Here is a 25,650-nt window from a genome sequence, read left to right on the forward strand (position 1 = left end):
ACCCCCGTGTAGATATGTCAACTTCAGCTTAGCGGGGCTATGTGACGTGTGTGAGTGCGTCCCACACGTTCTCCGCCTGGACGACTTCGAACCCGGGCGCGAACGACACCGGCCCGACCGGCACGAGCGAGCGCTGGCCGGCGCGCTTGCCGCCGGATTCTTCGAGCGATCCGGCGGGTACGAGCGCGCGGGTGAAGCCGAGCCGCGCGGCTTCGGTGAGCCGTCTCCGGACGTCCTTGACCGGCCGCAGCTCCCCGGCCAGCCCGACCTCGCCGAGAGCGACCAGACCGGAAGGCAGCGGCTTGTCACCCGCTGCACTGGCCACGGCGAGCATAACGGACAAATCCACCGCAGGGTCGGCAATTTTCAGCCCGCCGACCGTGGCGGTGAAGACGTCGCACCCGCCCAGCTTGGCGTTGAGCCTGCGTTCGAGTACGGCCAGCACCAACTGCACCCGGTAGGAGTCGAGCCCCGAGGTGGTGCGCCGGGGCTGCTGCGCCTCGGTGCGCGCGACCAGCGCCTGGACCTCGGCGGGCAGCGGCCGGGTGCCCTCGACGGTCACGGTCACGCAGGTGCCGGGGACGGGCTTGCTGCGCTGGGAGACGAACAGCCCGGTGGGGTCGGTGATGCCCTCGATGCCGCGCTCGTGCAGGTCGAAGCAGCCCACCTCGTCGGTCGGGCCGAAGCGGTTCTTCACCGCGCGCACCAGGCGCAGCCGCGAGTGGCGGTCGCCCTCGAAGTTGAGCACCACGTCGACGAGGTGCTCAAGCGTGCGGGGCCCGGCGATCGAGCCGTCCTTGGTGACGTGGCCGACCAGCACGGTCGCCATGTTGCGTTCCTTGGCCAGCCGGACCAGGTTCGCCGCGACCTCGCGCACCTGGGTGACGCCGCCGGGCACGCCGGTGGCCTGCGCGGAGCCGATCGTCTGCACCGAGTCGACCACGAGGAAGCGGGGCTGGACCTTCTCCACGTGGGTGACCAGCGCGGACAGCTCGGTCTCCGCGGCGAGGTAGAGGTTGTCGCGCAGCGCGCCGATGCGGTCGGCGCGCAGCCTGACCTGCGCCGCTGACTCCTCGCCCGTGACGTAGAGGACGGTGGCGCGCTGGGCGATGGACGCGGCCGCCTCCAGCAGCAGCGTGGACTTGCCGATGCCGGGCTCGCCGGCCAGCAGGATGACGGCTCCGGGCACGACGCCGCCGCCGAGGACCCGGTCGAGCTCGCCCACGCCGGTGGTGCGCGCGGTCGCGATCTCGGCCTTGACCTCGCCGATCGGTACGGCCGGCCCCGTCGTGGCCCCGGCCCGCACGACGTGGACGCCCTTGGCGCCCTCCTCGTCGACCGTGCCCCACGCCTGGCACTCGCCGCAGCGGCCGACCCACTTGAGCGTGCGCCAGCCGCACTCGGTGCAGCGATAACCCGTCGCAGTCTTGGCCATGCGGAGCAGGCTAGCGGGCGGGGGCGACAATCTTCGTCAGGAAGGCGGTCGTGCGCGGCCGGAGCTGCACGCTGCCTTCCGGGACCCGGTATCCGGGGATCACTGACATGTCGTACTCCTGCTGGTAGATGCGGATCTTGGCCTCGCCCGCGCGGAGCGTCAGCGTGACCTCCACCCCTTCGGCGGGCGGCGCGTGGAAGGAGAACCCGGCCCGCTCGCCCAGCTCGCGCCCCGCCACGGTGATCTTCGGCCGCTGTCCGTCGACGTCCAGCCCGACGACCGGCGCCGCCCCGGAGGGGGTGAGGCGGAGCGCCATGGTCCTGACGCCGCCGGAGGTCGTGTCCTTCAGCACGGTCAGTCCGGGCGCGCGCAAGGGGGCGGCGGGGGCCCGGCTCGTGCTCAGGCCCTCCTCGCCGAAGAACCGGACGCTGTCGGCGTCGTCGCCGCCCGGCCGTCCCCAGCGCGCCTCGCCGGTGCCGGTGTCGATCGCGTAGGAGACGCGCTCCTGGCGCGGGTGGGCGGGGTCGAAGCGGTCCGCGAACAGTCCCGCCGCGATCAGCGCCACCGCCGCGACGGGCAATGCCACCAGCACGGTACGGCCAGGCGGCCGCTCCACCACGGGCAGCGCCAGCAGCAGCAGGAGAGCGAAGTGCGGCGCCGACAACATGCCACCGATGCCCAGCCCGATGTCCAGCGAGGTCAGCGCGGTGCCGCCGAGCATGACCGCCGCCGGCGCCAGCCCGGCCGTCAGCGCGACGATCCCGCCACGCGGCACCATCAGGGACACCAGCCACCCGAGCGCCGCGAACAACGCCGGCCAGGCGAACACGTGCGACCCTCCGGGCAGCAACAAGGCCGACACCATCCCGAGCGACGCGACAAGAAGCAACCCGCCGCAGGCCGTCCCGCCGAGCACCGGCCCATCCGACCGGCGGCGCAGCAGTGACGCGCACACCAGCACGATCGCCGCCGTGAACACCAGCAACGCCGCCCAGTACAGCCAGGGCCGATAGGGGTCTCCGGTGAACATCATCGTGTAGTCGGGGCGCAGCGCCCCCAGCAGCGGCCACAGCGCGTAACCCCAGGCCCCGGCCAGCGCCACGGTCACCACGGACACCCCCAGCCCGGCAAGAGCCCGGGGCCAGCTCACCAGCCCCCGTCGCCGCACCACGAACACCACGGCCAGAGCCATCACGAGGGCAAGCGCGGCGACCGGGAGCTCCAGCCATCCCGGATACCTGACCAGCGCCCCGGGCACGGTGAAGAACACCGGCGCGCCCGCGGACTCCAGCGCGCCCAGGTCCTTCGACCCCAGCGCCGCCGCCACGGCCAGCGCGTTGTCGCCCATCTGCTGGAGACTGCCCCGGTCCAGGTGGGCGGGGTCGTCGAGCGGGGTGTGATAGTACGCGCCGCCGCCGACGAAGGCCGAGTCCAGTCCCATCCACCGGGCCTGGTCGAAGACGTGGAAGTCGGTGTTGTTGGGCAGCAGGCCCATCAGGGAGGCGAAGGCCGAGTCCGCCGCGGGGTGCGGGGCGGCGGTGCCGTACACGTCGATGAGGCCACCGGAGGAGCGGAACATCTGCACGGTGCCGCGCACACCGCGGGCCTCGTGGTTGAGCACCACGACGGGGCCGTCGAAGCGGTTCTGGCGCGCGAAGGCCTCGGCGCCGAGCAGTCCCGCCTCCTCGGCGTCGGTGAGCAGGACGACGACGTCGTTGCGGAGGTTCGGTGGCAGGGTGCGGGCGACCTCCAGCACGGCCGCGGTCCCGGCGCCGTCGTCGGCGGCGCCGGGCGCGCCCGGTACGGAGTCGTAGTGGGCGGCCAGGACGATCCGGCCGGTGGAGGCGCTGCCGGGGCGGGTGGCGACGATGTTGCGGACCCGGGCGACGGGCGTGCTGCCCGTGTAGTTCAGGGGCAGCACGCCGACGCCCTCCTGGACGCGGGTGTCGAAGCCGATTTCCCTCAGGAGGGCGACAAGGTGCTCGCGGACGCGGTCGTTCGCGGCCGAGCCGGTCGGGTGCGGCGCCTTCGCGATCACCCGCACGTCCTCGAAGGCGCGCGCCGCGCTGAAGGCGGTGGCCGCGCTCCTGGGCGGCGCCAGGTCGAACATCGTGACCGCCACCAGCACGGCCAGCGCGATAAGGCTGAGAACTCGGCTCATGACCGGCCACGTTAGGACGGTCACTCAGCGGAGCGGATCGCTCGCGATGACGATCCGAACTACACAAAAGGGACTACGCGAGGCCCAGCTCGCGCTCCAGCAGACGCTTGGGCTTGGCGCCGATGACCTGCTTGACCGGCTGCCCGTTCTCGAAAAGGATCATGGTCGGGATGCTCATCACCCCGAAGCGCGCCATGATCTGCGGGTTCTCGTCGGTGTTGAGCTTGCCGATCGCCAGGCCGCGCGTGGCCTCGATCTCCTCCAGCACCGGGGCGACCATACGGCAGGGCCCGCACCATTCGGCCCAGAAGTCCACGAGAACCGGCTTGTCGCTCTTCAGCACCTGCTCGTCAAAGTTTTCGGTGGTCAGCGTGATCATTTCTCTCCCTTGAAGACGCATCCGGAACACAGTTGCGCGGCCACCTCGGCGCGGCGGGCGAGCAGCGTCCGGATCTCGGAGTCGATCTCCTCCAGCTTGCGCCGGTAGACCTCGACCGAACCGGCGCAGTCGCCGCCGGAGGAGTGGCCGGAGCGCAGGCACTCGACGAACGGGCGGGCGTCGTCCAGCGTGAAACCGTTGGTGAGCAGCGTGCGGATCTCGCTGACCAGCCGGACGTCGTCCTCCTGGTACTCGCGGTAGCCGTTGGCGGCGCGCCGGGCGCTGATCAGGCCGTGCTGCTCGTAGTAGCGCAGTGACCTGGTGCTCACGCCCGCCCGTCTGGCCAGTTCACCGATCCGCATGGGTCCACGCTAAACGTTGACACCAACGTCAATGTCAATAGGTGCGCCACCGCAGCACGTTCGGATACGCCACCTCCAGGCCAGGAGTCTCCCGGATCGCCTCGGCGGCCACCTCCGGCGTGAACTCGATGCGCAGCACCGCCTCCAGGTCGGCCCGGCGCTCGAAGGACATGCGCAGGTCGAGAGGACGGCGCAGCCAGCCCTGCCGGGTCCAGAAGGTCTCGACGGCCGTGGGGGAGTAGCTGGGCACGGTGCGCTGGAACCAGCGGCCGAAGTCGCCCCGGGTGGCGTCCAGGTCGACGACGAAGGCGGCGCCGCCCCGCCGTACCACGCGGTCGAGTTCGCGCAGGCCCGGCTCGCAGCCGGGACCGAAGAAGTACGCCCAGCGCGCGATCACGACGTCCACGCTCGCGTCGGGCACCGGCAGGCTCTGGGCGGTGGCGCGGTGCACCTCGACGCCGGGCAGGCCCGCGCAGCGCCGCAGGGCCAGCTTGACCAGGTCGCCGTGCGGCTCCACGCCGATCACCCGGGCGGCCTCGGCGGCGAGCGCGGGCAGGTGGTAGCCGGTGCCGCAGCCGATGTCGAGCACGACCGCGCCGTCTCGCGGACGGATCTCCCGCATCGCCGCGTCGGCCGCGCCATCGGGGTCTACGGCGCGGTTCTCCAGCTCGTACACCTGCGGCGTGTTCCAGATGTTGGGACTCGGGATGGCGCCGTGGGCAATGCGTGACATGGGTCAACCGTAGGCGCATGCGCCACGCCGCAGCCTCACCCCGCTTAGGCTGGCAACGTGGCTGACGTCATCCGCGTGCCCAATGCGAAGATCGCATTGTCCACTGCTTCGGTATATCCGGAACGCACACCCGATGCGTTCGAACTGGCCGCGCGCCTGGGTTACGACGGGGTCGAGATCATGGTCGGGGCCGACCCGGTGAGCCAGGACATCGACGTGATCGAGCGGCTTTCGCAGCACTACGAGGTGCCCGTGCTGGCCATCCACGCGCCCTGCCTGCTGGTCACCCAGCGTGTCTGGGGACGCGATCCGTGGGCCAAGCTGGTCAGGGCGCAGAAGGCGGCCGAGCGGCTGGGCGCGCAGACCGTCGTGGTGCATCCGCCCTTCCGCTGGCAGCGCGACTACGCCCGCGACTTCGAGACCGGCCTGGCTCGCATGCGCGAGGAGACCGACATCGTCTTCGCGGTGGAGAACATGTTCCCGCTGCGCGCCCGCGGCAACGACGTGGTGCCGTACTCGCCCGACTGGAACCCGGTCGACTACGACTTCCCCCACGTCACGCTCGACCTGTCGCACACCGCGGTCTCCGGCTCCGACGCCATGGAGATGGCGACCAAGCTGGGCGACCGGCTGGCCCATCTCCACCTGGCCGACGGCCTCGGCACCACCAACAAGGACGAGCACCTGGTGCCGGGCCGCGGCAACCAGCCGTGCGCGCCGATGCTGGAGCGCCTGGCCAGGAACGGCTACGACGGCCTGGTCGTACTGGAGATCAACACCCGCAAGGCGGCCTCGCGGACCGAGCGGATCGACGACCTCGCCGAGGCGCTCGCCTTCGCCCGGCTGTACCTGGCGGCGCGCACATGATCGAACGTGAACTCGGCAGGGTGTTCGACCGGGTCGCCGAGGCCTACGACGCGGCCCGCCCGCACTACCCCGACGAGGTCTACGGCGCCGTGTCCGAGATCACGGGGATCGAGCTCGCGGGCGCGACGGTCGTCGACGTCGGCGCGGGCACCGGCATCCTGACGCGTGCCCTGCGGGCCCGCGGCGCGCGGGTGCTGGCCGTGGATCCGGGCGCGGAAATGCTCTCCTACCTGGTCTCCCGCCTCTCCGGTACGGCCGGCGTCGCCGCGGTCGTGGCCGACGGCAACGCGTTGCCCGTGGGAGACGCCAGCGCGGACCTGGTCACTTATGCCCAGTCGTGGCACTGGCTGGACCCGGCCGTCTCGATCGCCGAGGCCCGGCGGGCGCTGCGCCCAGGCGGCGCGATCGCCGCCTGCTGGAACTTCGCCGACGCCGGCCAGGCCGAGTGGCTGGCCGCCTACGAGGAGAGGTTGTCGGCCGAGGCGCCGCGCTACTGGGGCCCGGCGCACGAGAAGTGGTCGCCGCCGCCGATCACCGCCGCCTTCGAGGTGGTCGAGGAGCGCTGGATTCCGTGGAACCGGCTGGTCGGCATCGAGGAGTTCCTGCTCGACCTGCGTTCCCACTCCTACATGGCGGCGCTGCCGGCCGAGCTGGCCGACGAACTGGTGGAGCGGCGCCGGGGCGAGCTCAGGCTGGCCTTCCCCGACGGCATGCTGAGCGTGCCGATGCGCGTCTACCTGGCGGTGGGGCGATGACCGTCAAACGGCGCCCCGGCCGCCGGCCGGGGTCCGTGGACACGCGGGGCGAGATCCTCACCGCGGCCAGGACGGTCTTCGCCGAGAAGGGCTTCGACAAGGCGACGGTTCGGGGCATCGCCAGGGAGGCGAAGGTCGATCCCGCGCTGGTGCACCACTATTTCAACACCAAGGAGGGGATGTTCGCCGAGGCCATGCAGCTCCCCATCAATCCGGAGGAAGTGGTGCCGGCGATCCTGGAGGGGCCGCGCGAGGAGGTGGGTGAGCGGCTGGTCCGCCTGCTGCTCACGCTGACCGCCGAGCGAGAGGCCCGCCAGCCGGTGATCGCGCTGATGCGCTCGGCGATGACGAATGACGCGGCGCTGGCGATGCTGCGGGAGTTCATCACCAACGCCCTGCTCTTCCGCGTGGCCGACGGGCTGGGCGTGCCGCACCTGCGGATAGAGGCCGCCTTCTCGCAGATGTTCGGGCTGGTGATGGCGCGTTACGTGCTGGAGCTGGAGCCCCTGGCCACCGCCGACGACGAGGAGCTGGTGGCGCTGATCGCGCCGACGATTCAGCGCTATCTCACAGGCTAGAGCATTGTTCTAGAAGGTGGGTTGACCTTAGGGTGGGTCGCGTTGGGCCCGGAATGTTACTCACGGGTAGGATTCTGGGGAGACCTGGTCATTGCGTGGATGACCGGCGACCGTACGCTGGCAGCCAACGCCGTCTGTGGGAGGACCCGTGCTCTGGGTAGCCGTGCTCGCGCTCGTCATGACCGTGGCGGCGGTGGCCGTCGCGGGCCGCAGGGCCCTGTTCCTGTTCAAGCTCGCGACCGTGGGACCACCGGCCCCCGAACGCATCGAGTACGCCAAGACCCACGTACCCGATGAGCTCAAGGCCCAGATCGTCGAGGTCTTCGGGCAGAAGAAGCTGCTGAAGTGGACGCCGTCCGGCGTGGCGCACTTCTTCGTCATGTGGGCCTTCTTCATCCTGCTGACCGTCTACGTCGAGGCGTACGGCGGGATCGTCCAGGGCGCCATCACCGGGCGGCCGAACTTCCACATCCCGCTGATCGGGCAGTGGTCGGCGCTCGGCTTCCTGCAGGACTTCATCGCGGTGGCCTGCGTGCTCGGGCTCATCGCGTTCGCGGTCATCCGGATCAAGAACTCGCCGAAGACGCTGGGCCGCAAGTCCCGCTTCTCCGGCTCGCACCTGGGCGGTGCCTGGCTCGTCCTGTTCATGATCTTCAACATCATCTGGACGCTGTTCCTGGCGCGGGGGGTGGCTTCGGCCAACGGCAACCTGCCCTACACCGGCGGCGCGTTCGTCTCGATCGCGCTGGGCAAGATCCTGCCCGCCAGCACGCTGCTGGAGGAGATCGCGCTGCTCCTGCACATCGGCTTCATGCTGGTGTTCCTGGTCATCGTGGTGAACTCCAAGCACCTGCACATCTTCACCGCGCCGCTGAACGTGTTGTTCTCGCGTCGCCCCGACGGCCTGGGCGCCGCCTCCGAGCTGCGGGTGGACGGCAAGCTCGTCGACTTCGAAGACGAGGACCTGGACCCGGAGAAGCTCGGCCGGGGCAAGATCGGCGACACGACCTGGAAGGGCTTCCTCGACTTCTACTCCTGCACCGAGTGCGGACGCTGCCAGTCGCAGTGCCCGGCGTGGAACACCGACAAGCCGCTGTCGCCGAAGATGCTGATCCTCGACCAGCGCGACCACGCCTTCAAGGTCGCCCCCTATCTGCTGCAGGGCGCGGATCTTCCGCAACCGGACACCAGCCACGCCGACACCGACGTGCTCGCGCTGCTGGAGAAGCCGCTGGTCGGCGAGGACGGCATCATCCACCCCGACGTGCTGTGGTCGTGCACCAACTGCGGCGCCTGCGTCGAGCAGTGCCCGGTGGACATCGAGCACATCGACCACATCCTCGACATGCGCCGCTACCAGGTGATGGTGGAGTCGTCGTTCCCGTCCGAGGCGGGGGTGATGGTGAAGAACCTGGAGAACAAGGGCAACCCGTGGGGCATGTCCGAGATGAAGCGGGCCGACTGGATCGAGGAGCTCGACTTCGAGGTCGAGCTGGTCGAGGACAAGATGCCCGAGGACGCCGAGTACCTCTTCTGGGTCGGCTGCGCCGGCGCCCTGGAGGACCGGGCCAAGAAGACCACCAAGGCCGTCGCGGAGCTCCTGCACATCGCGGGCGTGAAGTTCGCCGTGCTCGGCCCGATGGAGGCCTGCACCGGTGACCCGGCCCGCCGCCTGGGCATGGAGTACCTGTTCAACATGCTCGCCCAGCAGAACATCGAGACGCTGAAGGAGGCCGGGGTCAAGAAGATCGTGGCCACCTGCCCCCACTGCTTCAACACGCTGGCCAACGAGTACCCGCAGCTCGGCGGCACCTTCGAGGTCGTCCACCACACCCAGCTGCTGTCGCACCTGGTCGACACCGGCAAGCTCACGCCGGTCACGCCGATCGAGGAGAAGATCACCTACCACGACCCGTGCTTCCTCGGCCGCCACAACAAGGTCTACTCCCAGCCCCGCGACATCATGTCGAAGGTGCCCGGCGTGCAGACCCAGGAGATGCACCGGCACAAGGACCGGGGCTTCTGCTGCGGCGCCGGTGGCGCCCGCATGTGGATGGAGGAGCGCATCGGCAAGCGCATCAACACCGAGCGCGTGGACGAGGCGCTGACCACCAACCCGGACACGGTCTCGACCGCCTGCCCGTTCTGCATGGTGATGCTCGGCGACGCCATCAACGAGAAGAAGAACAGCGGCGAGGCGAAGGAGTCGCTGGAGGTCGTGGACGTGGCGCAGCTCTTGATCAAGTCGGTCAAGGGTACGTCCTGACGCGGGAAAGTCGGACTCCTTCACAGCCTTTGTGGAGGAGTTTCGCACGTCAGACCGGTCAAGCGCCGGAAATCCGCCATCCACATAACGGGAAAATCACGGTAACCTCAACGTCGCATGGCTTCATTCGACGGGGAGGGGGCTCGCGATGCGCGTCGTCGTCACAGACGCGGAAGTCACTCTGGCTGACGTGCTCTCCCTGCGACTCGCGATCGACGACCCGCTCGATGAAGGCACCGAACTGGTGCTGCGCCATCGGGGAACGGGCGTCGAGCGCGACGTGGTGCTCGGCAAGCCGGGAAACAGGTCACGCGAGGCCACGCTCGCGGTCTCGCTGGCGCCGCTGGGCCTCATCGCCGGCCGGTGGGACGCCTACCTGCGCCACGACGGCGCGAGGACCAGGCTCAGGAGCGTGGACCCCGGCTTCTCGCTGGACCACCTCGACACCTACGCGTTGTGCAAACGCACCTTCGCCTACCGCTCCTACCGCACGCGCAACGGCTTCCTCGCGCTCAAGATCGACCAGGCGGAGCCCGTGGCCGAGGTGCGCTCGGTGTGGTTCAGGGAGGGCCGGTTCGAGGTGATGGGCCTGCTCGCCTTCACCGGTCTGGACGACGACGACGCCCGCCACGAGGCCAGTCTCGCGCTGCGCCGCAGGCAGTCGGCCGCGCACCTGTCCGCGCGGGCCACCGTCCAGGGCGTGCGCTTCCATGCCGCGATCTCCCTCGTGGACGTCATCGCCGCCGACCCGGAGGCCTCGGGCACCTGGGAGCCGTCCCTGGAGGTCGAGGGGCTGCCGGAGCCGCTGCGGCTGGGCTCGCGTCTCGACGACGTGGACGGCAAACGCCGCCGCCTGCACTATCCGGCGACCAAGGTGGACGGCGTGCCCGTCCGGCCCTGCTACACCGCCGACGACGAACTGCGGATCGAGGTAGGCGGGTGAAGGTCAGCCTGATGATCCCCTCCGCGTACGGCATGCGCGGCGACATCCGGTCCACCCTCAACCTCGCCAGCGCCCTCGCGGAGCGGCACGAGGTCGAAGTGATCAGCATCAGGCGGCAGAAGGAGAAGCCCTTCTTCCCGGTCGGCTCCAAGGTCAGGCTCCGCTCGGTGGTGGACGTCCGGCCGGGCGTCAGGCACCTGTTCCCCAGCGGGCAGATGCGCACGGAGGTGGCGCTGTGGCGGACGTTGCGCGGGCTGAAGAGTGATGTTCTGATCACGACGCGGCCAGCATTGTCTGTCCAGGCCGCCAGGTACGGCCCGCGCGAGATCCTCCGCATCGCCCGCGAATGGGGCCGGCCATCGGTGCCCGCCCCGGTCCGCAAGTTCTACCCCCGGCTCGACGCGGTCGTCACGGCCACCGAGTCGGCGCGGGAGGAGTGGACGCGGCTGGTCGAGGCGGGGCCGAAGGTGCTGGCCGTACCGGACGCGCTGCCCCGGGGGCCGTGGCCGCGCTCGCGGATGGACAACCGGATCGTGGCTGCCGGTGGACGGTGGGTGCCGGCCAAGGCGTACGACCGGTTGATCAGGGCGTTCGCGATGGTGGCCGACAAGCGTCCCGACTGGCGGCTGCGGCTCTACGGCGGCGGGCCGGAGGAGCGGCGGCTGCGCGCGCTGGTGCGCGAACTGGATCTGCACAACCACGTGTACTTCATGGGCACCACGTCCGATCTGGCCGGCGAGTTCGCCAAGGCCTCGATCGTGGCGACGACCTCGCGTACCGAGGACCTGGGGATGACCGTGCTGGAGGCGATGGGCTGCGGGGTGCCCGTGGTGGCCTTCGACGGGGCCAGGGGGCCGAGCGAGTTCGTGGCGACCGGCTACAACGGGGTGCTCGTGCCCGAGGGCGAGGAGCAGATGTTCGCCGCGGCGCTGCTGGCGCTCATCGACGACGAACGGCGGCGCCGTTCGCTGGCCGCCGGGGCGCTGGAGACGACCGCCCGCCACTCGGCCGACGGTGTGGGCGAGCAGTGGGAGAAGCTGATCAGCGAACTTCGCTGAACGCGGCCCGCGATACCGCTTACGGGTACCGTAGGACCATGCATGGGTACAGCGGAGACAAGCAGGCCTATCTCACGCGGCTGCGCCGGGTCGAGGGCCAGATCAGGGGCCTCCAGCGCATGGTGGAGGACGACGCCTACTGCATCGACATCCTCACACAGGTCTCCGCCGCCACGCGCGCGCTTCAGGCCGTGGCTCTCGGGCTGCTGGAGGAGCACATCTCGCACTGCGTGGCCGACGCGATCAACACAGGGGGGCCCGAGGCGGACGCGAAGGTGAAGGAGGCGTCCGCGGCCATCGCGCGTCTGGTTCGCTCCTAGTCGAAGTGACTAGTGTCGAAGTGACTAGTCCTGTCACTGCGGTCCCGGACCCCTGGGGAGTCCGGGACTAGGTCTTTGTACTGGCCCATTTCAGTGACTCGCTGAAGTCCGCAATCCGAGCGCGTCGTCGAGCTCGGCCAAGGTGAGTCGCCGGTCGCTGATTGCCACGGCGGTCAGCACCTCGGCGTAGAGTGCAATCTCGTCCAACGCGACACGATCGTGGACCCGATAGTCCAGGTCATCGTGCCCCACCGCGTCGTCCTTCCTTCCGCAGCCCACACCCTCTACGAGGTTACGGCCCGGGGCCCTTCAGGCGACATGGCCCATCGGGGTCATTCCTTTCTGTACCGCCGGGCCCCATCAGGATCATTTCCCGTTTCCGAGATCACAATTCAGCCAATGCCCGGTTGTTCAGGAGAAGGAACGATATAGGGGGAGTAAGAGAGAAATTACGGTATTAGTGGTTTACGGGTGGATGTCGTCGCGCTCGTGCACGAGCCTGCGGACGATCGCCCGCGCCCCGGCCAGACCTTCCTCCGGCATCCGCGCCCCCGTCAGCCTGCACCACGTCAGCCCGGTCGCGTACGCCGCGCCCAGCACCGCCGCCGCGGAACCCCTGTCCGGCGGGGCGACCAGCACTCCGCGCGCCGTCGCCGGCGAGGTCGCGCGCTCCGGCCAGCCGCCTGTCGCGCCCGTCCACAGAAACGCCGGTACGGCGAAGCCGTCGGGCTCGGTGTGCTCCCCATATTCGGCGACATGCGCGGTGAGCTCGGCGTAGGCATGGCGGACCCGGTGGTCCAGCCAGTCGTGCAGCCGATCGCCCGCCCCCGGCAGATCGGTCAGGAAGGACGCCGCCGCCCTCGGCGCGTCGGAGGTGAACGCCAGGGACTCCACCAGGTCGTAGACCGTGTGCCGGAAGGCTGTGCCGGGGTCGGTGTCGGGCAGGATCCACCTGGCCAGGTCGGCGGGCACGCGGGCCAGCCACGCCCGCCGTACCGTGTCGTCACCTCTGAGGGCGGCGGCGTGGTCGAGGGAGGGCTGGTGGAGCAGGGGCTTGAGCATGGCCAGCAGCGCGTGGGCCCGGGGGGCGAAGCGCGGGTCGTCGGCCAGGATCTGCGCGGTGTCGGCCATGAGGGCCACCAGCCGCAGCCCGGCCTTCCCCGGCGTGTCCTTCCCGCTCGGCGCGCCGCCGGGCGGGCCGGAGCCGCCTTGGGAGTGCTCGGTCGTCCCGTACGCGGAATGGCCCGCCGCGTGCTGACCGGAAGCGGAGTGGCCGGAAGCGGAGTGACCGGACGTCGAGGAGCCGGATGTCGAGGGGCCGGTACCTGGATGCCCGGTTCCCGAGTGGCCGGTTCCCGTGTGGCTGGTCCCTGGGTGGCCGGGGCCTGGGGTGGGGGGCTTGCCCGGGTGGGTGTTCCAGGGGTAGGGGACCGACAGTGAGGGGTCGGGCCGGCCGGTGGCGCGTACGCGTTCCGCGTACAGCGTGACCAGGGCCTCCAGGGAGGGGCGGGTGAGCCAGCGGACCCACTCGTCGCCGGGCAGGGGCCGCCGCAGGTACTCGCCGAAGATGGTGAGCAGGCGCTCGTTGCCGTCGAACGCGGGCGCGTACGCGCACCACATGATCGTGCCCCAGACGGCGGCGACCGTGCTCGGGACGTCGGCGGCGAAGACGTCCCTGAAGGAGGTCAGCGGGTAGTCGAGCTCCGACTTGCGGCCCGCGCGGCGCAGCAGGACCCGGATCTCCTCGGTGAGGCCCGGGTGTACGTCGGGGCCGATGAAGGCCTGGGTGGACCCGTCCGGGCCGATGAAGTCGGCGCCTGTGGGCAGCAGGCCGGGGTTCAGGACGGGCGAGCCGTGGCGGCCGGCGCGGACGGGCAGGCCGCGCGGCGGGGCGGCCAGGTGCCAGCGCCCGTCGGCGGGGTCGTGGAGGTACCAGCGGGCGTGGGCGCCGAAGAGCCAGCGGCCGCCGTCAGGGGTGACGACCGTCGTGGTCGCCAGCGCCTCGGCCCTGAGGTGATCGGGGAGCCCGGCCCAGCGCGGGTTCGCCACGAGCGCGCGCACGTCCGCTTCGACGGCCGAGAAGGGGTCCAAGGGGTGCACGGCGGCCATCGTACTTCGCCGGTCCGCCACGGTCGGCGGCAATAGGGGGCAGAATGTCCGTTATGACGATCGGAGGGGGGACGCCGAACGGTGTCTGATCGCCTTGGCCATATAGGAATCCGGGGTACGCGCGAACGTGGCCCTGTCGTCGTCGGTGAGCTCGCGCACGACCTTGCCGGGGACGCCCGCCACGAGCACGCCCGGCGGGATCCTCTTGCCGGGGCCGACCAGCGCGCCCGCAGCCACGAGGGTGCCCGCGCCGACCCGGGCGCCGCCGAGCACGATGGCGCCGATGCCGATCAGGGCGCCGGTCTCGACGTACGCCCCGTGGACCATCGCCTTGTGGCCCAGGCTGACCCGCGGCTCCAGGATCGCCGGCTCTCCCGGATCGGAGTGCAGGCAGCAGAGGTCCTGGACGTTGCACTCCTCCCCGATCTCGATTCGCTCATCGTCTCCACGCAGGACGGAGCCGTACCAGATGGACGCCGCCCGGCCCACGCTGACGCGGCCCACGACGACGGCCCCTGGCGCTATGTACGCCTCGGGATGAATGTCCGGAACTGCCCCGTTGTCCAACGCTGCTATGTACACCCGGGACATCGTAATTCCTGCCCCAGGTGTGGCGTTCCGGTTGCGGACGTGGGCAGATGGCAGGAAAGTCGATTCCTGACGTCTCGTCGTCAGACACTCACAAATTGCAGTCCCCCGCCTCACGCAGACCATAGGTAACCCCCATGAAAAACCAGCACGAGAGCATCCCCGATCTGATGCAAGAGGACACCTTCGAGGTCGTGATGCGCGGCTACAACCGCCGTCAGGTCCACGACTACATGATGAGAACCCGCAATCAAATCCGAGATCTCGAAGAGCGGCTGGCACGGGCGATCGACCAGGCGGAGCAGGGTCGCATCGAACTGGCCGAGGCCAGGCGGCGCATGGTCGAGGCGCCGCAGAGCTACGAGGACCTGAGCCCGCGCCTGGCGCAGATCCTCAAGCTGGGCGAGGAGGAGGCGGCCGCCAAGAAGGAGGACGCCGCCAGCGAGGCCGCCAGCGTGCGGGAGAGCGCCAGGACGGAGTCCGACCGCATGGTCACCTCCGCCCGTGAGACCGCCGACAACATCCTGACCTCGGCCCAGGCCGAGGCCGAGCGCCGCGTGGGCGAGGCCACCTCGGCCGCCGAGCGCATGCTGGCCCAGGCCGGCTCTGACGCGGAGGAGACCCTGACCACCGCGCGGGCCGAGGCGGAAGAGGCCCTGCGCGAGGCCAGGTCGGAGGCCGACCGCGCGGTGAGCGCGGCCACCACGGAGTCCGAGCGCCTGGTCGAAGGGGCGCAGGCCGAAGCCGAGCGGACCATGAACGCGGCCAGGGCCGAGGCGGAGCAGACGCTCGACTCGGCGCGTGGAGAGGCCGAGTCGACGCTGACGGCCGCGCAGCAGCGAGCCGCTTCGCTGGACGAGCACGCCGGGCGCCGGGTCAGCTACCTCACCGACACCCATGGCGAGGTGGTACGCCGCCTGACCGAGATCAGTGCCGTGCTGGGCGACCTGATGCGCAGCGAGTCGGCCGCCGGGCCGTTGCTGGAGGGGCCGCCGGCCGTTCCCGCTGACGAGGCGCTCACGCTTCCCGCCCAGGAGACGCCCGCGGCTCAGGACGTGGTCACGTTCCCGGCTCAGGAGGAGCCCGCCGTACCCTCGCAGGAGGATGTGCGGGTGATCGTGGCGGACTCGATCGAGGAGCCCCAGCCCCAGCGCGCGAGCGACGACACCGACGTCAACATCGGCGGGCTGACCGACGTGCGCAAGTGACCGACGGTGTCGCGGGCCCCGCTACGGCGGGGCCTGCGTCATGTCCAGGTACGCCCGCCCGCGCGGCGAGACGCGATAGCCGGTGCCGAGGCTGATGGTGAGGCCGAGGTTCTTGAGCTTGCGAACATTGATCTTGAACGTGGGCAGGTCCTGGCCGATCTCGGGAGCGAGGTCGCCGGCCCGCACGCCGGGGCGCTCGGCGATGAGGCGGAGCGTGGGCACTGCCCAGGGGCCGAAGCGGGCCATACGGGTGCGCAGGCCGGCGAGGTCGTCGGGGGAGAGCTCGGCGGAGTCGGCGAGTGCGTCGCGCGGGTCGCTCGCGTCGGCGAGGTGCAGTCCGATGCGGTGGATCGGGTCGTCACCGCGGGCGTCGAGGTCGCGGCGGAGCGTCGCGGCGTCGGGGAAGCCCGCGGCGCGGGCGTCGGCCTCGGTGATGGCTGTGGCGTCGGGCACCACCTCGACCGAGGAGACGCCGGCGATGCGGCCGTCGCCCATGCGGTAGCGGCCGCCGGGCTTGACCTGGCTGCGTTTCCAGCGCCGGAAGGCGAGCGTGATGGTGCCGTCGGCGATGCCTTCGCGCAGGCGCTGTTCGAAGAGCATGGGTCCGACGCTACTCCGTGGGCGGAAGCCTCCGCCCCCGATAGGGTCGGAGGCTTCCGCGACCTTGGCCCCGTTTTTGGTGGCCCGGTGCCGGAGCCGCCGAGACGCTGGACCCGGCACCGGGCTGCTCGTGTCGCCTGAACCCGCTGGACCGTGAGAACGGTCCAGCCGTCAGGCGGGCGGCGGGGTTCCCGCTCGCCTCTGCTGGTCCCGGAGCTGGTCGCGCAGACCGTCCGGGTCGTCGGCGTCGATCGTCATCGCGCACCCGGCATCACGCTGCTCGGCGCTGAGCGGGTGATGCCGGGTGGCCCACCAGCGTCCCGCGTCGCTCCGCCAGATGGTCCAGTGCGGAAACTCCCGGGCGATCTCCGCGAGGTGCCGGTCAAAGGACATGACCACCCTTCCCGGGAGCCGCCGCTAGGCGATGATTCCTTCTCCTCTGACGATGGGGCACCTCTCTAGAGAGGGCAATGATCGTGAGGGATACGTCAACCTATCGCTTGACATTTCGGCTTGACCTAAGCATCGAAATCGTACTGAAGTACATAGGCTGCGGAGTCCAAAACCATCTCGTTGAGCTCGACCGGAAGTCCGCCGGAGGTGTAGGCGGTCCGGCAGACCTCGATGACGGGGGTGCCGCCGGGCAGGCCCAGGAGGCCGGCCTCGCGCGGGCGGGGCATTCTGGCGCGTACCTCCTCGGTGAAGTGGGCCGGGGGCAGTCCGAGGTCGCCCAGGCGGGCGTAGACGCCGCCTGGTCCGGTGTCGGCCACCGTGATGGCGGAGCCCTCGACCAGCGCGGCGGGGAAGTAGGAGGTGGCGAGCTGGACGGGGCGGCTGTCGACCGAATAGCGCCGCCGCCGTACCCATACCTCGCCGCTCTCCAGCACCGCTGAGACGTCTTCCGTGGCGTTCTCCCTGGCCACCTCCACCTCGTCGACGGTGAACGGACGGCCGCGCGTGTCGGCGTCCCAGATCGCCCGCCCCTGCCCCCACTGCTCGCGGGACAGCCGGCGGGAGCCGTGTCGTCGGATCGGTTTGAACAAGCGCACGTAGACCCCCGAACCTCGCTTGGGTACCGCCAGCCCTTCGTTGATGAGTACGGCAAGCGCCTGCCGAGCGGTGGCGCGTGCCACGTCGTGCTCTGCCATGAGCGCGTTCTCGCCCGGTAGCCGATCCCCGTCACGCAATTCGCCGGCCATGATCCGCGCGCGGAGGCCGTCGGCGATCCGTCGATAGATGGGGGGCTCGTGAGGTACCGGGGATTCAGACACGTTTGACCACCCTCTGTCACCAACCGGGTTTGGCGTCTCCAGAGAACTTGCCCCGTCTTGTCCACGATCGCACAGATACGCAGGTTGGTCGCGTGCTTCTTTTGAGTGGATCGTGCCTGTGTGGTGATCTTCGGGGGTTTTCGCGGGCCGTTACCTTGGAACGGTCCTGCCCGGTATTACGGGGGCCCACCAGCGGCGAGTAATCACGGCAGCCAGTACGGCCCCGGCCGTGTTGACCAAGACGTCGTCGGTGGCTGAGTCGCGGCCCAGTCGCAGGCCGTACTGGAGGGACTCGACGGTCGTGGAGGCCAGCGCCGCGATGAGGGCGATGCGCGCCAGCGAGGTGAAGCTCGCCGAGCGGACCGGGAGCAGTCCCCCCAGGGCGGCGAATACCAGTAGATTCCCGCCAACCTGCACGAATGCCGTCTCCCATGGCCCGGTGGCGAGGTCGATCAAGACCTGGAAGGGGACGAGTTCGACCGTGTTCCGGCGGCCGGAGGGGGTGAGGATCATCCAGATCCAGGGCGCGGTGCCGATGACGATCCCGACGTCGGCGACCGCGCTGCGGAGGGGCGCGGGGTGCGCGCGGCGGGCACGGCCGCGGGTGAGATGGAAGATCGCCAGCACCGCCGCCGGAACGGTCAGAAGCGTCGCGATGATGACATTTCCCCACATGGTGAAGATCCCTGTCACGGCTTCATCGTGGGGTACGGGGAAGTGGCGTACCAGACAGGGTGTGTGGGGGCCGTGTGCAGCTTTTGTGCACGCCTATTACGGACGGACCGGAATGTGCTTCCCGAGGAAGTCGACGGCCACCCGCCAGAGGTCCGCGGCGGCCTCCTCGTGGTAGAAATCCGGGGCCTCATGGTTGTGGAATGCGTGTCCGGCCCGCTCGTCCACGTACACCCGGACGTTGGGACGGCCCGCCGCCGCCCGCTCCACCTCGGCCACCCGCTCGCGGGGGATGTACGGGTCGTCGCCGCCGAAGGCCAGCAGCAGGGGAGCGTCGACGCGCTCCATGAGGGCGAGGGTGTCGGGCACCTGCGAGCCGTAGAACGACAGCACCGCGTCCATGGGCTCGCCGGCGGCCAGCGCGAAGTTCAGCGAACCGCCCAGGCAGATGCCGAGCGAGCCGACGCCGCCCGCGACCTCGGGCAGCGCGCGCAGGTGCGCCAGCGTCGTGCCGCTGTCGGCCACGCCCTGGGCGCCGTCGAACCGGCTCGCGACCTCGATCGAGGCCTGGAGCCCCGCCAGGTCGTGGGCACCCTGCCAGTTGCGCCGCACCCGCCAGAACAGGTCGGGGGCGGCCACGACGTAGCCGAGCGCGGCAAGGTCCTCGGCGACCTTCCTGATGTACGGCCCGACGCCCCAGACCTCCTGCAGCAACAGGATGCCCGGCCCGCGGCCGGAGTCCGGCAGCCAGACGTGGACGTCGAAGGACCCGTCATGGGCGTTCACCTGATCGATACGCGTCCGCATGACAGGCAGCGTAATTGGCATAGATCCCCTACAGGGGAGACGATGACGAGAGCCCACCATCAGGCTGGAGTGATTCAGATGCACGATGAATGGTCGGAAGCGGTGGACGTGCGCACCCAGGCGGCCGACCGGCTGCTGGACGCGGCCGCGTCGGGCAAGCCGTGCCCGCCGGTCCGCGACCTGGTCGGGTCGGTACGGGACGGCTACGCCGTACAGGAGATCAACACGCGGCGCGCGCTCCAGGAGGGGCGCAGGCTCGTCGGCCGCAAGGTCGGCATGACCAACGCGGAGGTCCGCGGGCGGTTCGGCATCGGCGAGCCGGACTTCGGGATGTTGTTCCAGGACCGCTGCCACCTCGACGGGCAGCCGATCCCGATCGGGGACTTCCTGCAGCCGAGGGTCGAGGGCGAGGTGGCGTTCGTGCTCAAGGAGGACCTGGAGGGCGGGCCGTTCACCACCGCCGAGGTGATCAGGGCGGTGGACTTCGCGCTGGCCGCCATCGAGGTGGCCGACTCCCGGATCGAGGGCTGGGACATCACCCCGGCCGACACGATCGCCGACAACGCCTCCAGCGGCGCCTTCGTCCTGGGTGGCGACCCCCGGGATCTGCGCGGTCTCGACCTGCGTACGGCGGCCATGACCATGACGCGCAACGGCGAGCAGGTGTCGTCGGGGTCGGGGGCGCAGGTCATGGAGCACCCGCTCAACGCGCTGGTCTGGCTGGCGGGCGCGACGGGGCGCTCGGCGTTCCCGCTGCGCGCGGGCGACGTGGTGCTGACCGGAACGCTGGGGCCGTTCGTGGAGGCGGTCAGCGGGGACGCCTTCGAGGTGCGGATCGACGGGCTCGGCTCCGTGCGGGCCGTGTTCGGATAGGGAGGGGTCATGCTGCCACCCATCGACTTAGGCAAGTGGATCGAGGAGCACGAGCACCTGCTCAAGCCGCCCGTGGGCAACAAGGTGGTCTTCGAGGAGGCCGGCGACTTCATCGTGATGGTCGTCGGCGGTCCCAACCAGCGCACCGACTTCCACGTCGACCCGTACGAGGAGCTGTTCTTCCAGATCAAGGGGAACATGCGCCTCAACGTGATGACGCCGGAGGGCCCGGACACCGTCCACATCCGCGAAGGGCAGATGTGGCTGCTTCCGGCCGGCCTGCCGCACTCGCCGCAGCGGGAGGCGGACTCGGTCGGCCTCGTCGTGGAGAAGATCCGCGAGGAGGGACGGCTGGAGACCTTCCGGTGGTACTGCCAGGAGTGCGGGGCCATGGTGCACGAGGTGGAACTCCAGGTACGCGACATCGTCAAGGACCTGCCACCGGTTTTCGCCGCCTTCTACGCCGACCAGGCGGCGCGGACCTGCCGCGACTGCGGAGCGCTGCATCCGGGCAAGGGATAGCGCTCTTCCCTTCTGCCGCCGCACGCGCGAGGATCTCGGAAACGCAAGCGGCAGCGGGAGCCTCCGATGAGATTTGCCTTGCTCGCTCTGGCCGTTGCGCTCGCCGCGGGGTGCGGTGGCGCGGCCACCCGGCAGGCGGCCGACGACTCCGTGGTGAAGGTCGGCGCGATCATCTCGCAGACCGGCGTGTACGCGGCGCTCGGCGACGACATGGAGACCGCCATGCGCCTCTACCTGGACGAGCACGGCGGAAAACTGGGCGGGAAGACGGCCAGGCTGGTGGTCGCCGACGACGCCGGCACCCCGGAGACCGGCCAGCAGAAGGCCAGGCAGCTCACCCTCCAGGACCAGGTGAACGTGATCACCGGGCTGATCGCCTCCCCGGTCGCGGTGGCCGTGGCCAAGGAGGCCGCCGCCCAGAAGACGCCCGTGGTCATCGCCAACGCGGGCGCCGACGCGCTGGGCGGCCCCGGCGTCTTCCGCGTCTCCTACACCAACTACATGCACGGGTACGCGGCCGGCCGCCACGCCGCCGAGTCGTACGGCAAGGACGGCGCCGTGCTCATGGGCGCCGACTATTCCGCCGGCACCGAGACGCTGAAGGGCTTCGCCGAGGGCTACGCCAAGGGCGGCGGCGCCAAGCCGCTGAAGCAGATCCTCACCCCGTTCGGCAAGACCCAGAACTTCCAGCCGTACCTCAGCCAGATCCCCGCCGAGGCGAAGTTCCTCTACGTCTTCTACGCCGGCGGCGAGGCCATCACGTTCGCCAAGAACTTCAGGCAGTTCGGCTACGACAAGAAGCTCAAGCTCCTGACCTGCCAGAACATCACCGACGAAGACGTACTGCAGGCGATCGGAGCCGACGCGGAAGGCATCACCAGCGTCGGCCTGTACTCGCCCGCCCTCGACAACCCGGACAACCAGGCCTTCACCGCCAAGTGGAAGGCGAAGACCGGCAAGAACCCGTCGGTGGTCGCGCTGCAGAGCTGGGACGCCATGAGCCTCATCGACCAGGCCGCCGGACGGGGCGGCGACCTCGCCCAGGCCCTGGGCCAGGTGGGGGAGATCGCCAGCCCGCGCGGCCCGTTCACGCTGGACGCCGAACACAACCCCGTGCAGAACTGGTATGTCCGCGAGTACTCCGGCGGCGTGAACAAGGTGATCGCCACCATCGCGCCGGAGGCCTCGTGAGCCTGCTCGTCAACGCGTTCGACGGGCTGGCGTTCGGGGCGCTGCTGTTCGTGCTCGCGGTCGGGCTGACGCTGATCTACGGCATGCTCGACGTGCTCAACCTGGCCCACGGCGCGCTCTACATGGCCGGCGGCTACGTCGCCTTCCTGCTGCTCGGCGGCGCCTCGGTCGGGCTCGGGATGTGGGCGGGCGCCGCGCTGCTCGTGGCCGCGCTCGGCGTGGCGCTGGGCGGCGTCCTGTCGGCGGCGATCCTGCCGCTGCGCGGGCGCGGTCATCTGGACCAGGCCCTGCTCACGCTGGGGCTGGCGATCCTGCTGTCGGAGTTTCTGCTCGGCGTGGTGGACCGGGGCTTCCACACCCTTCCGCCACCCGGCGGGCTGGACGGCAGCGTCCTCGGCAGCTATCCGGTCTACCGGGTGGCGGTGATCGCGGCCGGTCTCGTCATCGGCGCGATCGTGTACTGGGTCTTCGAGCGGACCCGGGCGGGGGCCCTGGTCAGGGCCGCGGTGGACGATCCCGGAATGCTCGCGGCGATCGGCGTGGACGTCGCGCGGGTCCGATTATCGGTCATGCTGGCCGGCTGCGGGCTGGCCACGTTCGCCGGCGTGCTGGGGCTGCCGCTGCTCAACCTGCGGGCCGGGCTGGACAGCGAGGTGCTCGTGCTGGCGCTGATCGTCATCGTGATCGGCGGTCTCGCCTCCATCCGCGGGGCGGTGGTGGGGGCGCTGCTGGTCGGGCAGGTGCAGACCGTCGGGGTGTCTCTGGTACCGGAGCTGGCGGCGTACCTGCTGTTCGCGGTCATGGCGGCGGTGCTTCTGTGGAACCCGTCCGGGATGTTCGGGCGGGCCGGGTGAGGGCGGTCCTGGCCGCCGCCGTGCTGGCCGCCATGCCGTTCGTCCTGGGGGCCTACCAGCTCAGCCTGCTCACCGGCGGGCTGGCCTACGGGCTGATGGCCGCGAGCCTCGCCCTCCTCGTCGGGCACGCGGGGCTGCCGTCACTGGGGCACGCCGCCTTTCTGGGGGTGGGCGCGTACGCCGCGGGGCTGACGGCCAAGCATCTCAGCGAGTCGGCCGTGGTGCAGCTGGGTGCGGCGGTGCTGGCGGGGGTGGTGTTCGCGCTGGTCACCGGGTGGTTCGCGGTGCGTACTCGGGGGTTCTTCTTCCTGATGTTCACGCTGGCGATCGGGGAGATCGCGGTCCAGGCGGCCACGCGGGCCGGCCGGGTCACGGGCGGGGACAACGGCTTGGCCGGCATTCCGGTCAGCACGTTGTTCGGGCTGGAGACGGCCATGCCGTACGTTGTGGTCTTCTACTGGTGGGCGCTGGCGGTGGTCGCGGCCGGGTTCGCGGTGCTGGCGGTGGTGCGGCGCGGGCCGCTCGGCGCGGCCATCGCGGGCACACGCGAGAACGAGGCGCGGATGGCCGCGTTCGGCTACTCCGTCCCGGGGGTACGGCTGGCCGCCGTCACCGTGGCCGGAGCGGTGTGCGCGGCGGGCGGCGCGCTGGTGGCGCAGAAGGACACCTTCGTGGCCCCGACGCACCTGGGCGTGGGCGTCTCGGTGCTGCTGCTGGTCATGGTGCTGCTCGGCGGGCGCGACTCGCTGGCCGGGCCCGCGCTGGCCGCGGCCGGCCTGATCGCGCTGCGCGAGGCCACGTCAGGCGCGCTGGGCGACAAGTGGCTGCTGGTCGAGGGGGCGTTGTTCGTGCTGTGTGTCTACCTGCTGCCCGAGGGGCTCGCCGGGCTGTGGAGGAAACGTGCTCGTGCTGCGTGAGCTGACCGTGCGCTTCGGCGCGCTGGCCGCCGTGGACCGGGTCTCCCTGTCCGTCGAGGAGGGTGAACGGCGGGCGCTCATCGGGCCCAACGGCGCGGGGAAGTCGACGGTGTTCGCGGCGGTCGCCGGGGCGCTGCGGCCATCGGCGGGGCGGATCGAGTTCGCCGGGCGGGATGTGAGCGAACTCTCCGAGCCGCGCCGGGCCAGGCTCGGGATCGGGCGGACCTTCCAGCACAGCAGCCTGTTCACCGGGCTGACGTGCCTGGAGAACGTGGCGCTCGCCGTACGGGCGAGGCAGGGGTTGAGGCTGCGGGCGTGGCTGCCGCGCGGGCGGCGCGCGGAGATCGAGCGGGAGGCGGCCGGGCACCTGGCGGCGATGGGCGTCGAGCCGGACGGGCCGGCCGGCGCGCTCTCGCACGGGCAGGGCCGGCGGCTGGAACTGGCGATGGCGCTGGCGGCGCGGCCCAGGCTGCTGCTGCTCGACGAGCCGGCGGCGGGCATGTCGGCGGCGGAGAGCGCGGAACTGGCCGAGCTGGTGCGGGCGCTGCCCGCCGAGCTCACCGTGATGATCGTGGAGCACGACCTCGACCTGGTCTTCGCCGTCGCCTCACGGGTGACCGCGCTGGCGGCGGGCCAGGTGATCGCCGACGGCACGCCCGCGCGGGTGCGGGCCTCACGCGAGGTCCAGAAGGCCTACTTGGGGACTTGATGCTGACCGTCCAGGATCTCACCGCCGGTTACGGCACCGCCCAGGTGCTGCACGGCGCCGACCTCACCCTCGGCGAAGGCCGGGCCGTGGCCGTGCTCGGGCGCAACGGGGCCGGCAAGACCACGTTCGTGCACGCGCTGATGGGCCTGGTCAGGCCATGGGCCGGGTCGATCGCCCTGGCCGGGCGCGAACTGTCCGGCCTGGACACGCGGCGCATCGCCCGCGCGGGGGTGCGCATCGTGCCGCAGGGGCGCAGGGTGTTCCGCTCGCTCACGGTGGAGGAGACGCTGGCGATCTCCCGCTCCCCTGGCGATTGGACGGTCGAGCGCGTCTACCAGATCTTCCCCGCCCTCTCCGCGCGCCGCCGCCACCGCGGCGACCAGCTCTCCGGAGGCGAACAGGAGATGCTGGCCATCGGGCGCGCGCTGCTCGGCAACCCGCGTCTGCTGCTGCTCGACGAGCCGTCGGAGGGCCTGGCACCCCGGCTGGTCGAGGAGCTCGGCGTCGTGCTGGCGGGGCTGCGTGAGACGGGGATCTCGGTGGTGCTGGTCGAACAGAACCTCCGGCTGGCGCTGGAGGTCGCCGACGAGGTCAGATGCATGGTGAAGGGCCGGTTCGTGTACGCGGCGGCCGCGGGGGAGTTCGCCGGTGACGGCGCGGCGATCGCCGAGTACCTGGGGGTCGGGTCGTGAGGACCGGCGTGTGGGGGATCGGGTCGTGAGGACCGGCGTGTGGGGGGCCGGGTCGTGAGGACCGATCACGTCACCTAAGATTGGGTCTGCCCACAAGGCATATTTGTGTTCACCCGCGTTCTCGTGCGGCCTGCGCACCAGCGGGTTGGCGGGAGCGCGCCCCCAGTGCTCCCGGGAGACCCCCGCCATGCTGCTGACCTTCTCGGTCACCGCCCTGATCATGATCATGATCCCCGGGCCCGACGCCGCGCTCATCATGCGCAGCTCGCTCGCCCACGGCCGCACCGCCGGGCTTCTCACCATGACCGGTGGGCTGCTCGGGCTCGGAGTGCACGCCGTCGCCGCCGCGATCGGGCTGTCGGCGTTGCTCGCCGCCTCGCCCACCGCCTTCTCCGTGTTGCGGTGGCTGGGGGTGGCGTACCTGTTCTGGCTGGGTGTGCAGGGGCTCAGGGCCCGTGCCGTCGTCGCGCCGCCCGCCGAGCCCCCCGCGGGCACGGGACTGCGGCACGTGCGCAACGGCTTTCTGTCGAACCTGCTCAACCCCAAGGTGCTGCTGTTCTTCGTGACGTTCCTGCCGCAGTTCATGGAGGGGGCGGCGCCGATGCTGCTGTCGGCGATCTTCGCGGCCCTCTACGCGTTGTGGTTCAGCTTCTACAACGTGGTCGTGGACAGGGTGGGCGCGTTGCTGCGCCGGCCGAAGGTGCGCGCGCGGGTGGAGCGGGTGACGGGGGTGCTGCTCGTCGGGTTCGCGCTACGGCTGGCCGTTCAGTAGCCTTTCGC

Annotated in this window: 29 protein-coding genes; 16 read left to right on the forward strand and 13 right to left on the reverse strand. The window is 70.7% G+C overall.

Going from position 1 to position 25,650, the window contains the following annotated elements:
- Positions 1-37: 37 nt before the first annotated feature.
- From radA to ACIBKY_RS45080, 5 genes are all read right to left on the reverse strand, one after another.
- A complete protein-coding gene (gene radA / locus ACIBKY_RS45060) occupies positions 38-1,435 on the reverse strand; it encodes a DNA repair protein RadA (RefSeq protein WP_397107095.1) in 1,398 nt (465 codons plus the stop codon).
- Positions 1,436-1,445: 10 nt separating this feature from the next.
- A complete protein-coding gene (locus ACIBKY_RS45065) occupies positions 1,446-3,596 on the reverse strand; it encodes a M20/M25/M40 family metallo-hydrolase (RefSeq protein ID WP_397107097.1) in 2,151 nt (716 codons plus the stop codon).
- Positions 3,597-3,669: 73 nt separating this feature from the next.
- On the reverse strand, positions 3,670-3,975 hold the full coding sequence (trxA, locus tag ACIBKY_RS45070) for a thioredoxin (protein WP_397107099.1): 306 nt from the start codon (positions 3,973-3,975) through the stop codon (positions 3,670-3,672).
- A complete protein-coding gene (locus ACIBKY_RS45075; protein WP_379611921.1) occupies positions 3,972-4,337 on the reverse strand; it encodes a MerR family transcriptional regulator in 366 nt (121 codons plus the stop codon). The genes trxA and ACIBKY_RS45075 overlap by 4 nt, the downstream gene beginning before the upstream one ends.
- Positions 4,338-4,371: 34 nt before the next feature.
- Positions 4,372-5,070: a class I SAM-dependent methyltransferase gene (locus tag ACIBKY_RS45080; protein ID WP_397107101.1), complete on the reverse strand. Its 699-nt coding sequence runs from the start codon at positions 5,068-5,070 to the stop codon at positions 4,372-4,374.
- 57 nt (positions 5,071-5,127) lie between these two features.
- Between ACIBKY_RS45080 and ACIBKY_RS45085 the strand changes: the two genes are divergently transcribed.
- The 7 genes from ACIBKY_RS45085 (at position 5,128) to ACIBKY_RS45115 (ending at position 11,857) form a co-directional block, all read left to right on the forward strand.
- On the forward strand, positions 5,128-5,937 hold the full coding sequence (locus ACIBKY_RS45085; protein WP_397107103.1) for a sugar phosphate isomerase/epimerase family protein: 810 nt from the start codon (positions 5,128-5,130) through the stop codon (positions 5,935-5,937).
- A complete protein-coding gene (locus tag ACIBKY_RS45090; protein WP_397107105.1) occupies positions 5,934-6,692 on the forward strand; it encodes a class I SAM-dependent methyltransferase in 759 nt (252 codons plus the stop codon). Before ACIBKY_RS45085 ends, ACIBKY_RS45090 begins: the two co-directional genes overlap by 4 nt.
- The gene (locus ACIBKY_RS45095) at positions 6,689-7,270 is read left to right on the forward strand and encodes a TetR family transcriptional regulator (RefSeq protein ID WP_397107107.1); all 582 of its coding nucleotides are present in this window, start codon (positions 6,689-6,691) and stop codon (positions 7,268-7,270) included. Before ACIBKY_RS45090 ends, ACIBKY_RS45095 begins: the two co-directional genes overlap by 4 nt.
- 148 nt (positions 7,271-7,418) lie before the next feature.
- Positions 7,419-9,536 carry a (Fe-S)-binding protein gene (locus ACIBKY_RS45100; protein ID WP_397107109.1) on the forward strand — a complete coding sequence of 706 codons (2,118 nt, stop codon included), beginning with the start codon at positions 7,419-7,421 and terminating at the stop codon, positions 9,534-9,536.
- A gap of 190 nt (positions 9,537-9,726) precedes the next feature.
- Entirely contained in the window at positions 9,727-10,479 is a 753-nt protein-coding gene (locus tag ACIBKY_RS45105) for a hypothetical protein (protein ID WP_379611914.1), read from the forward strand.
- Positions 10,476-11,537 (forward strand): glycosyltransferase, encoded by a 1,062-nt coding sequence (locus ACIBKY_RS45110; protein WP_397107111.1) that lies wholly within the window; start codon positions 10,476-10,478, stop codon positions 11,535-11,537. Before ACIBKY_RS45105 ends, ACIBKY_RS45110 begins: the two co-directional genes overlap by 4 nt.
- Before the next feature lie 38 nt (positions 11,538-11,575).
- A complete protein-coding gene (locus ACIBKY_RS45115) occupies positions 11,576-11,857 on the forward strand; it encodes a metal-sensitive transcriptional regulator (RefSeq protein ID WP_184971324.1) in 282 nt (93 codons plus the stop codon).
- A gap of 90 nt (positions 11,858-11,947) precedes the next feature.
- Here ACIBKY_RS45115 and ACIBKY_RS45120 read toward each other — a convergent pair whose 3' ends face one another.
- The 3 genes from ACIBKY_RS45120 to ACIBKY_RS45130 all read right to left on the reverse strand — a co-directional run bounded on the left by ACIBKY_RS45120 (position 11,948) and on the right by ACIBKY_RS45130 (position 14,557).
- Positions 11,948-12,109, reverse strand: a complete 162-nt coding sequence (locus ACIBKY_RS45120) for a hypothetical protein (RefSeq protein WP_379638691.1) — start codon at positions 12,107-12,109, stop codon at positions 11,948-11,950.
- Positions 12,110-12,322: 213 nt separating this feature from the next.
- Entirely contained in the window at positions 12,323-13,966 is a 1,644-nt protein-coding gene (locus tag ACIBKY_RS45125) for a hypothetical protein (RefSeq protein ID WP_397107114.1), read from the reverse strand.
- A gap of 51 nt (positions 13,967-14,017) precedes the next feature.
- Complete coding sequence (locus tag ACIBKY_RS45130) at positions 14,018-14,557, reverse strand: gamma carbonic anhydrase family protein (RefSeq protein WP_379611910.1); 540 nt, start codon at positions 14,555-14,557, stop codon at positions 14,018-14,020.
- 134 nt (positions 14,558-14,691) lie between these two features.
- Here ACIBKY_RS45130 and ACIBKY_RS45135 point away from each other — a divergent pair, with 134 nt between their 5' ends.
- Complete coding sequence (locus ACIBKY_RS45135) at positions 14,692-15,762, forward strand: hypothetical protein (protein ID WP_397107116.1); 1,071 nt, start codon at positions 14,692-14,694, stop codon at positions 15,760-15,762.
- Positions 15,763-15,783: 21 nt separating this feature from the next.
- Here the strand turns inward: ACIBKY_RS45135 and ACIBKY_RS45140 are convergent, their stop codons facing one another.
- The 5 genes from ACIBKY_RS45140 to ACIBKY_RS45160 all read right to left on the reverse strand — a co-directional run bounded on the left by ACIBKY_RS45140 (position 15,784) and on the right by ACIBKY_RS45160 (position 19,112).
- The gene (locus tag ACIBKY_RS45140; RefSeq protein ID WP_397107118.1) at positions 15,784-16,362 is read right to left on the reverse strand and encodes a hypothetical protein; all 579 of its coding nucleotides are present in this window, start codon (positions 16,360-16,362) and stop codon (positions 15,784-15,786) included.
- 171 nt (positions 16,363-16,533) lie between these two features.
- Positions 16,534-16,755 (reverse strand): hypothetical protein, encoded by a 222-nt coding sequence (locus ACIBKY_RS45145; RefSeq protein WP_184971314.1) that lies wholly within the window; start codon positions 16,753-16,755, stop codon positions 16,534-16,536.
- A 125-nt stretch (positions 16,756-16,880) separates the two neighbouring features.
- Positions 16,881-17,633, reverse strand: coding sequence for a GntR family transcriptional regulator (locus ACIBKY_RS45150; protein ID WP_184971312.1), 753 nt, complete (start codon positions 17,631-17,633; stop codon positions 16,881-16,883).
- A 150-nt stretch (positions 17,634-17,783) separates the two neighbouring features.
- Entirely contained in the window at positions 17,784-18,326 is a 543-nt protein-coding gene (locus ACIBKY_RS45155) for a VanZ family protein (RefSeq protein ID WP_397107120.1), read from the reverse strand.
- A 78-nt stretch (positions 18,327-18,404) separates the two neighbouring features.
- A complete protein-coding gene (locus tag ACIBKY_RS45160) occupies positions 18,405-19,112 on the reverse strand; it encodes a dienelactone hydrolase family protein (protein WP_397107122.1) in 708 nt (235 codons plus the stop codon).
- A 78-nt stretch (positions 19,113-19,190) separates the two neighbouring features.
- Here ACIBKY_RS45160 and ACIBKY_RS45165 point away from each other — a divergent pair, with 78 nt between their 5' ends.
- The 8 genes from ACIBKY_RS45165 to ACIBKY_RS45200 all read left to right on the forward strand — a co-directional run bounded on the left by ACIBKY_RS45165 (position 19,191) and on the right by ACIBKY_RS45200 (position 25,642).
- Entirely contained in the window at positions 19,191-19,985 is a 795-nt protein-coding gene (locus ACIBKY_RS45165; RefSeq protein WP_397107124.1) for a 2-keto-4-pentenoate hydratase, read from the forward strand.
- Between the two features lie 9 nt (positions 19,986-19,994).
- Complete coding sequence (locus tag ACIBKY_RS45170) at positions 19,995-20,507, forward strand: 3-hydroxyanthranilate 3,4-dioxygenase (RefSeq protein ID WP_397107126.1); 513 nt, start codon at positions 19,995-19,997, stop codon at positions 20,505-20,507.
- A 66-nt stretch (positions 20,508-20,573) separates the two neighbouring features.
- Complete coding sequence (locus ACIBKY_RS45175; RefSeq protein ID WP_397107128.1) at positions 20,574-21,698, forward strand: ABC transporter substrate-binding protein; 1,125 nt, start codon at positions 20,574-20,576, stop codon at positions 21,696-21,698.
- Entirely contained in the window at positions 21,695-22,552 is an 858-nt protein-coding gene (locus ACIBKY_RS45180) for a branched-chain amino acid ABC transporter permease (RefSeq protein ID WP_397107129.1), read from the forward strand. The genes ACIBKY_RS45175 and ACIBKY_RS45180 overlap by 4 nt, the downstream gene beginning before the upstream one ends.
- Positions 22,549-23,469 carry a branched-chain amino acid ABC transporter permease gene (locus ACIBKY_RS45185; protein ID WP_397107131.1) on the forward strand — a complete coding sequence of 307 codons (921 nt, stop codon included), beginning with the start codon at positions 22,549-22,551 and terminating at the stop codon, positions 23,467-23,469. The genes ACIBKY_RS45180 and ACIBKY_RS45185 overlap by 4 nt, the downstream gene beginning before the upstream one ends.
- The gene (locus tag ACIBKY_RS45190) at positions 23,453-24,178 is read left to right on the forward strand and encodes an ABC transporter ATP-binding protein (RefSeq protein ID WP_397107133.1); all 726 of its coding nucleotides are present in this window, start codon (positions 23,453-23,455) and stop codon (positions 24,176-24,178) included. Before ACIBKY_RS45185 ends, ACIBKY_RS45190 begins: the two co-directional genes overlap by 17 nt.
- Positions 24,178-24,870, forward strand: coding sequence for an ABC transporter ATP-binding protein (locus ACIBKY_RS45195; RefSeq protein WP_397107135.1), 693 nt, complete (start codon positions 24,178-24,180; stop codon positions 24,868-24,870). The genes ACIBKY_RS45190 and ACIBKY_RS45195 overlap by 1 nt, the downstream gene beginning before the upstream one ends.
- Positions 24,871-25,057: 187 nt before the next feature.
- Positions 25,058-25,642: a LysE family translocator gene (locus ACIBKY_RS45200; protein ID WP_397107137.1), complete on the forward strand. Its 585-nt coding sequence runs from the start codon at positions 25,058-25,060 to the stop codon at positions 25,640-25,642.
- The last annotated feature ends 8 nt before the right edge of the window (positions 25,643-25,650 follow it).

Origin of the sequence: Nonomuraea sp. NPDC050394 (genome assembly GCF_044459065.1) — a bacterium.
Lineage (GTDB): Bacteria > Actinomycetota > Actinomycetes > Streptosporangiales > Streptosporangiaceae > Nonomuraea.

Excerpts from the sequence above, each read along its gene's own strand:
- radA (WP_397107095.1), bottom strand. The coding sequence starts at position 1,435 with ATGGCCAAGACTGCGACGGGTTATCGCTGCACCGAGTGCGGCTGGCGC.
- ACIBKY_RS45065 (WP_397107097.1), bottom strand. The coding sequence starts at position 3,596 with ATGAGCCGAGTTCTCAGCCTTATCGCGCTGGCCGTGCTGGTGGCGGTC.
- trxA (WP_397107099.1), bottom strand. The coding sequence starts at position 3,975 with ATGATCACGCTGACCACCGAAAACTTTGACGAGCAGGTGCTGAAGAGC.
- ACIBKY_RS45075 (WP_379611921.1), bottom strand. The coding sequence starts at position 4,337 with ATGCGGATCGGTGAACTGGCCAGACGGGCGGGCGTGAGCACCAGGTCA.
- ACIBKY_RS45080 (WP_397107101.1), bottom strand. The coding sequence starts at position 5,070 with ATGTCACGCATTGCCCACGGCGCCATCCCGAGTCCCAACATCTGGAAC.
- ACIBKY_RS45090 (WP_397107105.1), top strand. The coding sequence starts at position 5,934 with ATGATCGAACGTGAACTCGGCAGGGTGTTCGACCGGGTCGCCGAGGCC.
- ACIBKY_RS45095 (WP_397107107.1), top strand. The coding sequence starts at position 6,689 with ATGACCGTCAAACGGCGCCCCGGCCGCCGGCCGGGGTCCGTGGACACG.
- ACIBKY_RS45115 (WP_184971324.1), top strand. The coding sequence starts at position 11,576 with ATGCATGGGTACAGCGGAGACAAGCAGGCCTATCTCACGCGGCTGCGC.
- ACIBKY_RS45125 (WP_397107114.1), bottom strand. The coding sequence starts at position 13,966 with ATGGCCGCCGTGCACCCCTTGGACCCCTTCTCGGCCGTCGAAGCGGAC.
- ACIBKY_RS45130 (WP_379611910.1), bottom strand. The coding sequence starts at position 14,557 with ATGTCCCGGGTGTACATAGCAGCGTTGGACAACGGGGCAGTTCCGGAC.
- ACIBKY_RS45135 (WP_397107116.1), top strand. The coding sequence starts at position 14,692 with ATGAAAAACCAGCACGAGAGCATCCCCGATCTGATGCAAGAGGACACC.
- ACIBKY_RS45140 (WP_397107118.1), bottom strand. The coding sequence starts at position 16,362 with ATGCTCTTCGAACAGCGCCTGCGCGAAGGCATCGCCGACGGCACCATC.
- ACIBKY_RS45145 (WP_184971314.1), bottom strand. The coding sequence starts at position 16,755 with ATGTCCTTTGACCGGCACCTCGCGGAGATCGCCCGGGAGTTTCCGCAC.
- ACIBKY_RS45160 (WP_397107122.1), bottom strand. The coding sequence starts at position 19,112 with ATGCGGACGCGTATCGATCAGGTGAACGCCCATGACGGGTCCTTCGAC.
- ACIBKY_RS45165 (WP_397107124.1), top strand. The coding sequence starts at position 19,191 with ATGCACGATGAATGGTCGGAAGCGGTGGACGTGCGCACCCAGGCGGCC.
- ACIBKY_RS45170 (WP_397107126.1), top strand. The coding sequence starts at position 19,995 with ATGCTGCCACCCATCGACTTAGGCAAGTGGATCGAGGAGCACGAGCAC.
- ACIBKY_RS45175 (WP_397107128.1), top strand. The coding sequence starts at position 20,574 with ATGAGATTTGCCTTGCTCGCTCTGGCCGTTGCGCTCGCCGCGGGGTGC.
- ACIBKY_RS45195 (WP_397107135.1), top strand. The coding sequence starts at position 24,178 with ATGCTGACCGTCCAGGATCTCACCGCCGGTTACGGCACCGCCCAGGTG.
- ACIBKY_RS45200 (WP_397107137.1), top strand. The coding sequence starts at position 25,058 with ATGCTGCTGACCTTCTCGGTCACCGCCCTGATCATGATCATGATCCCC.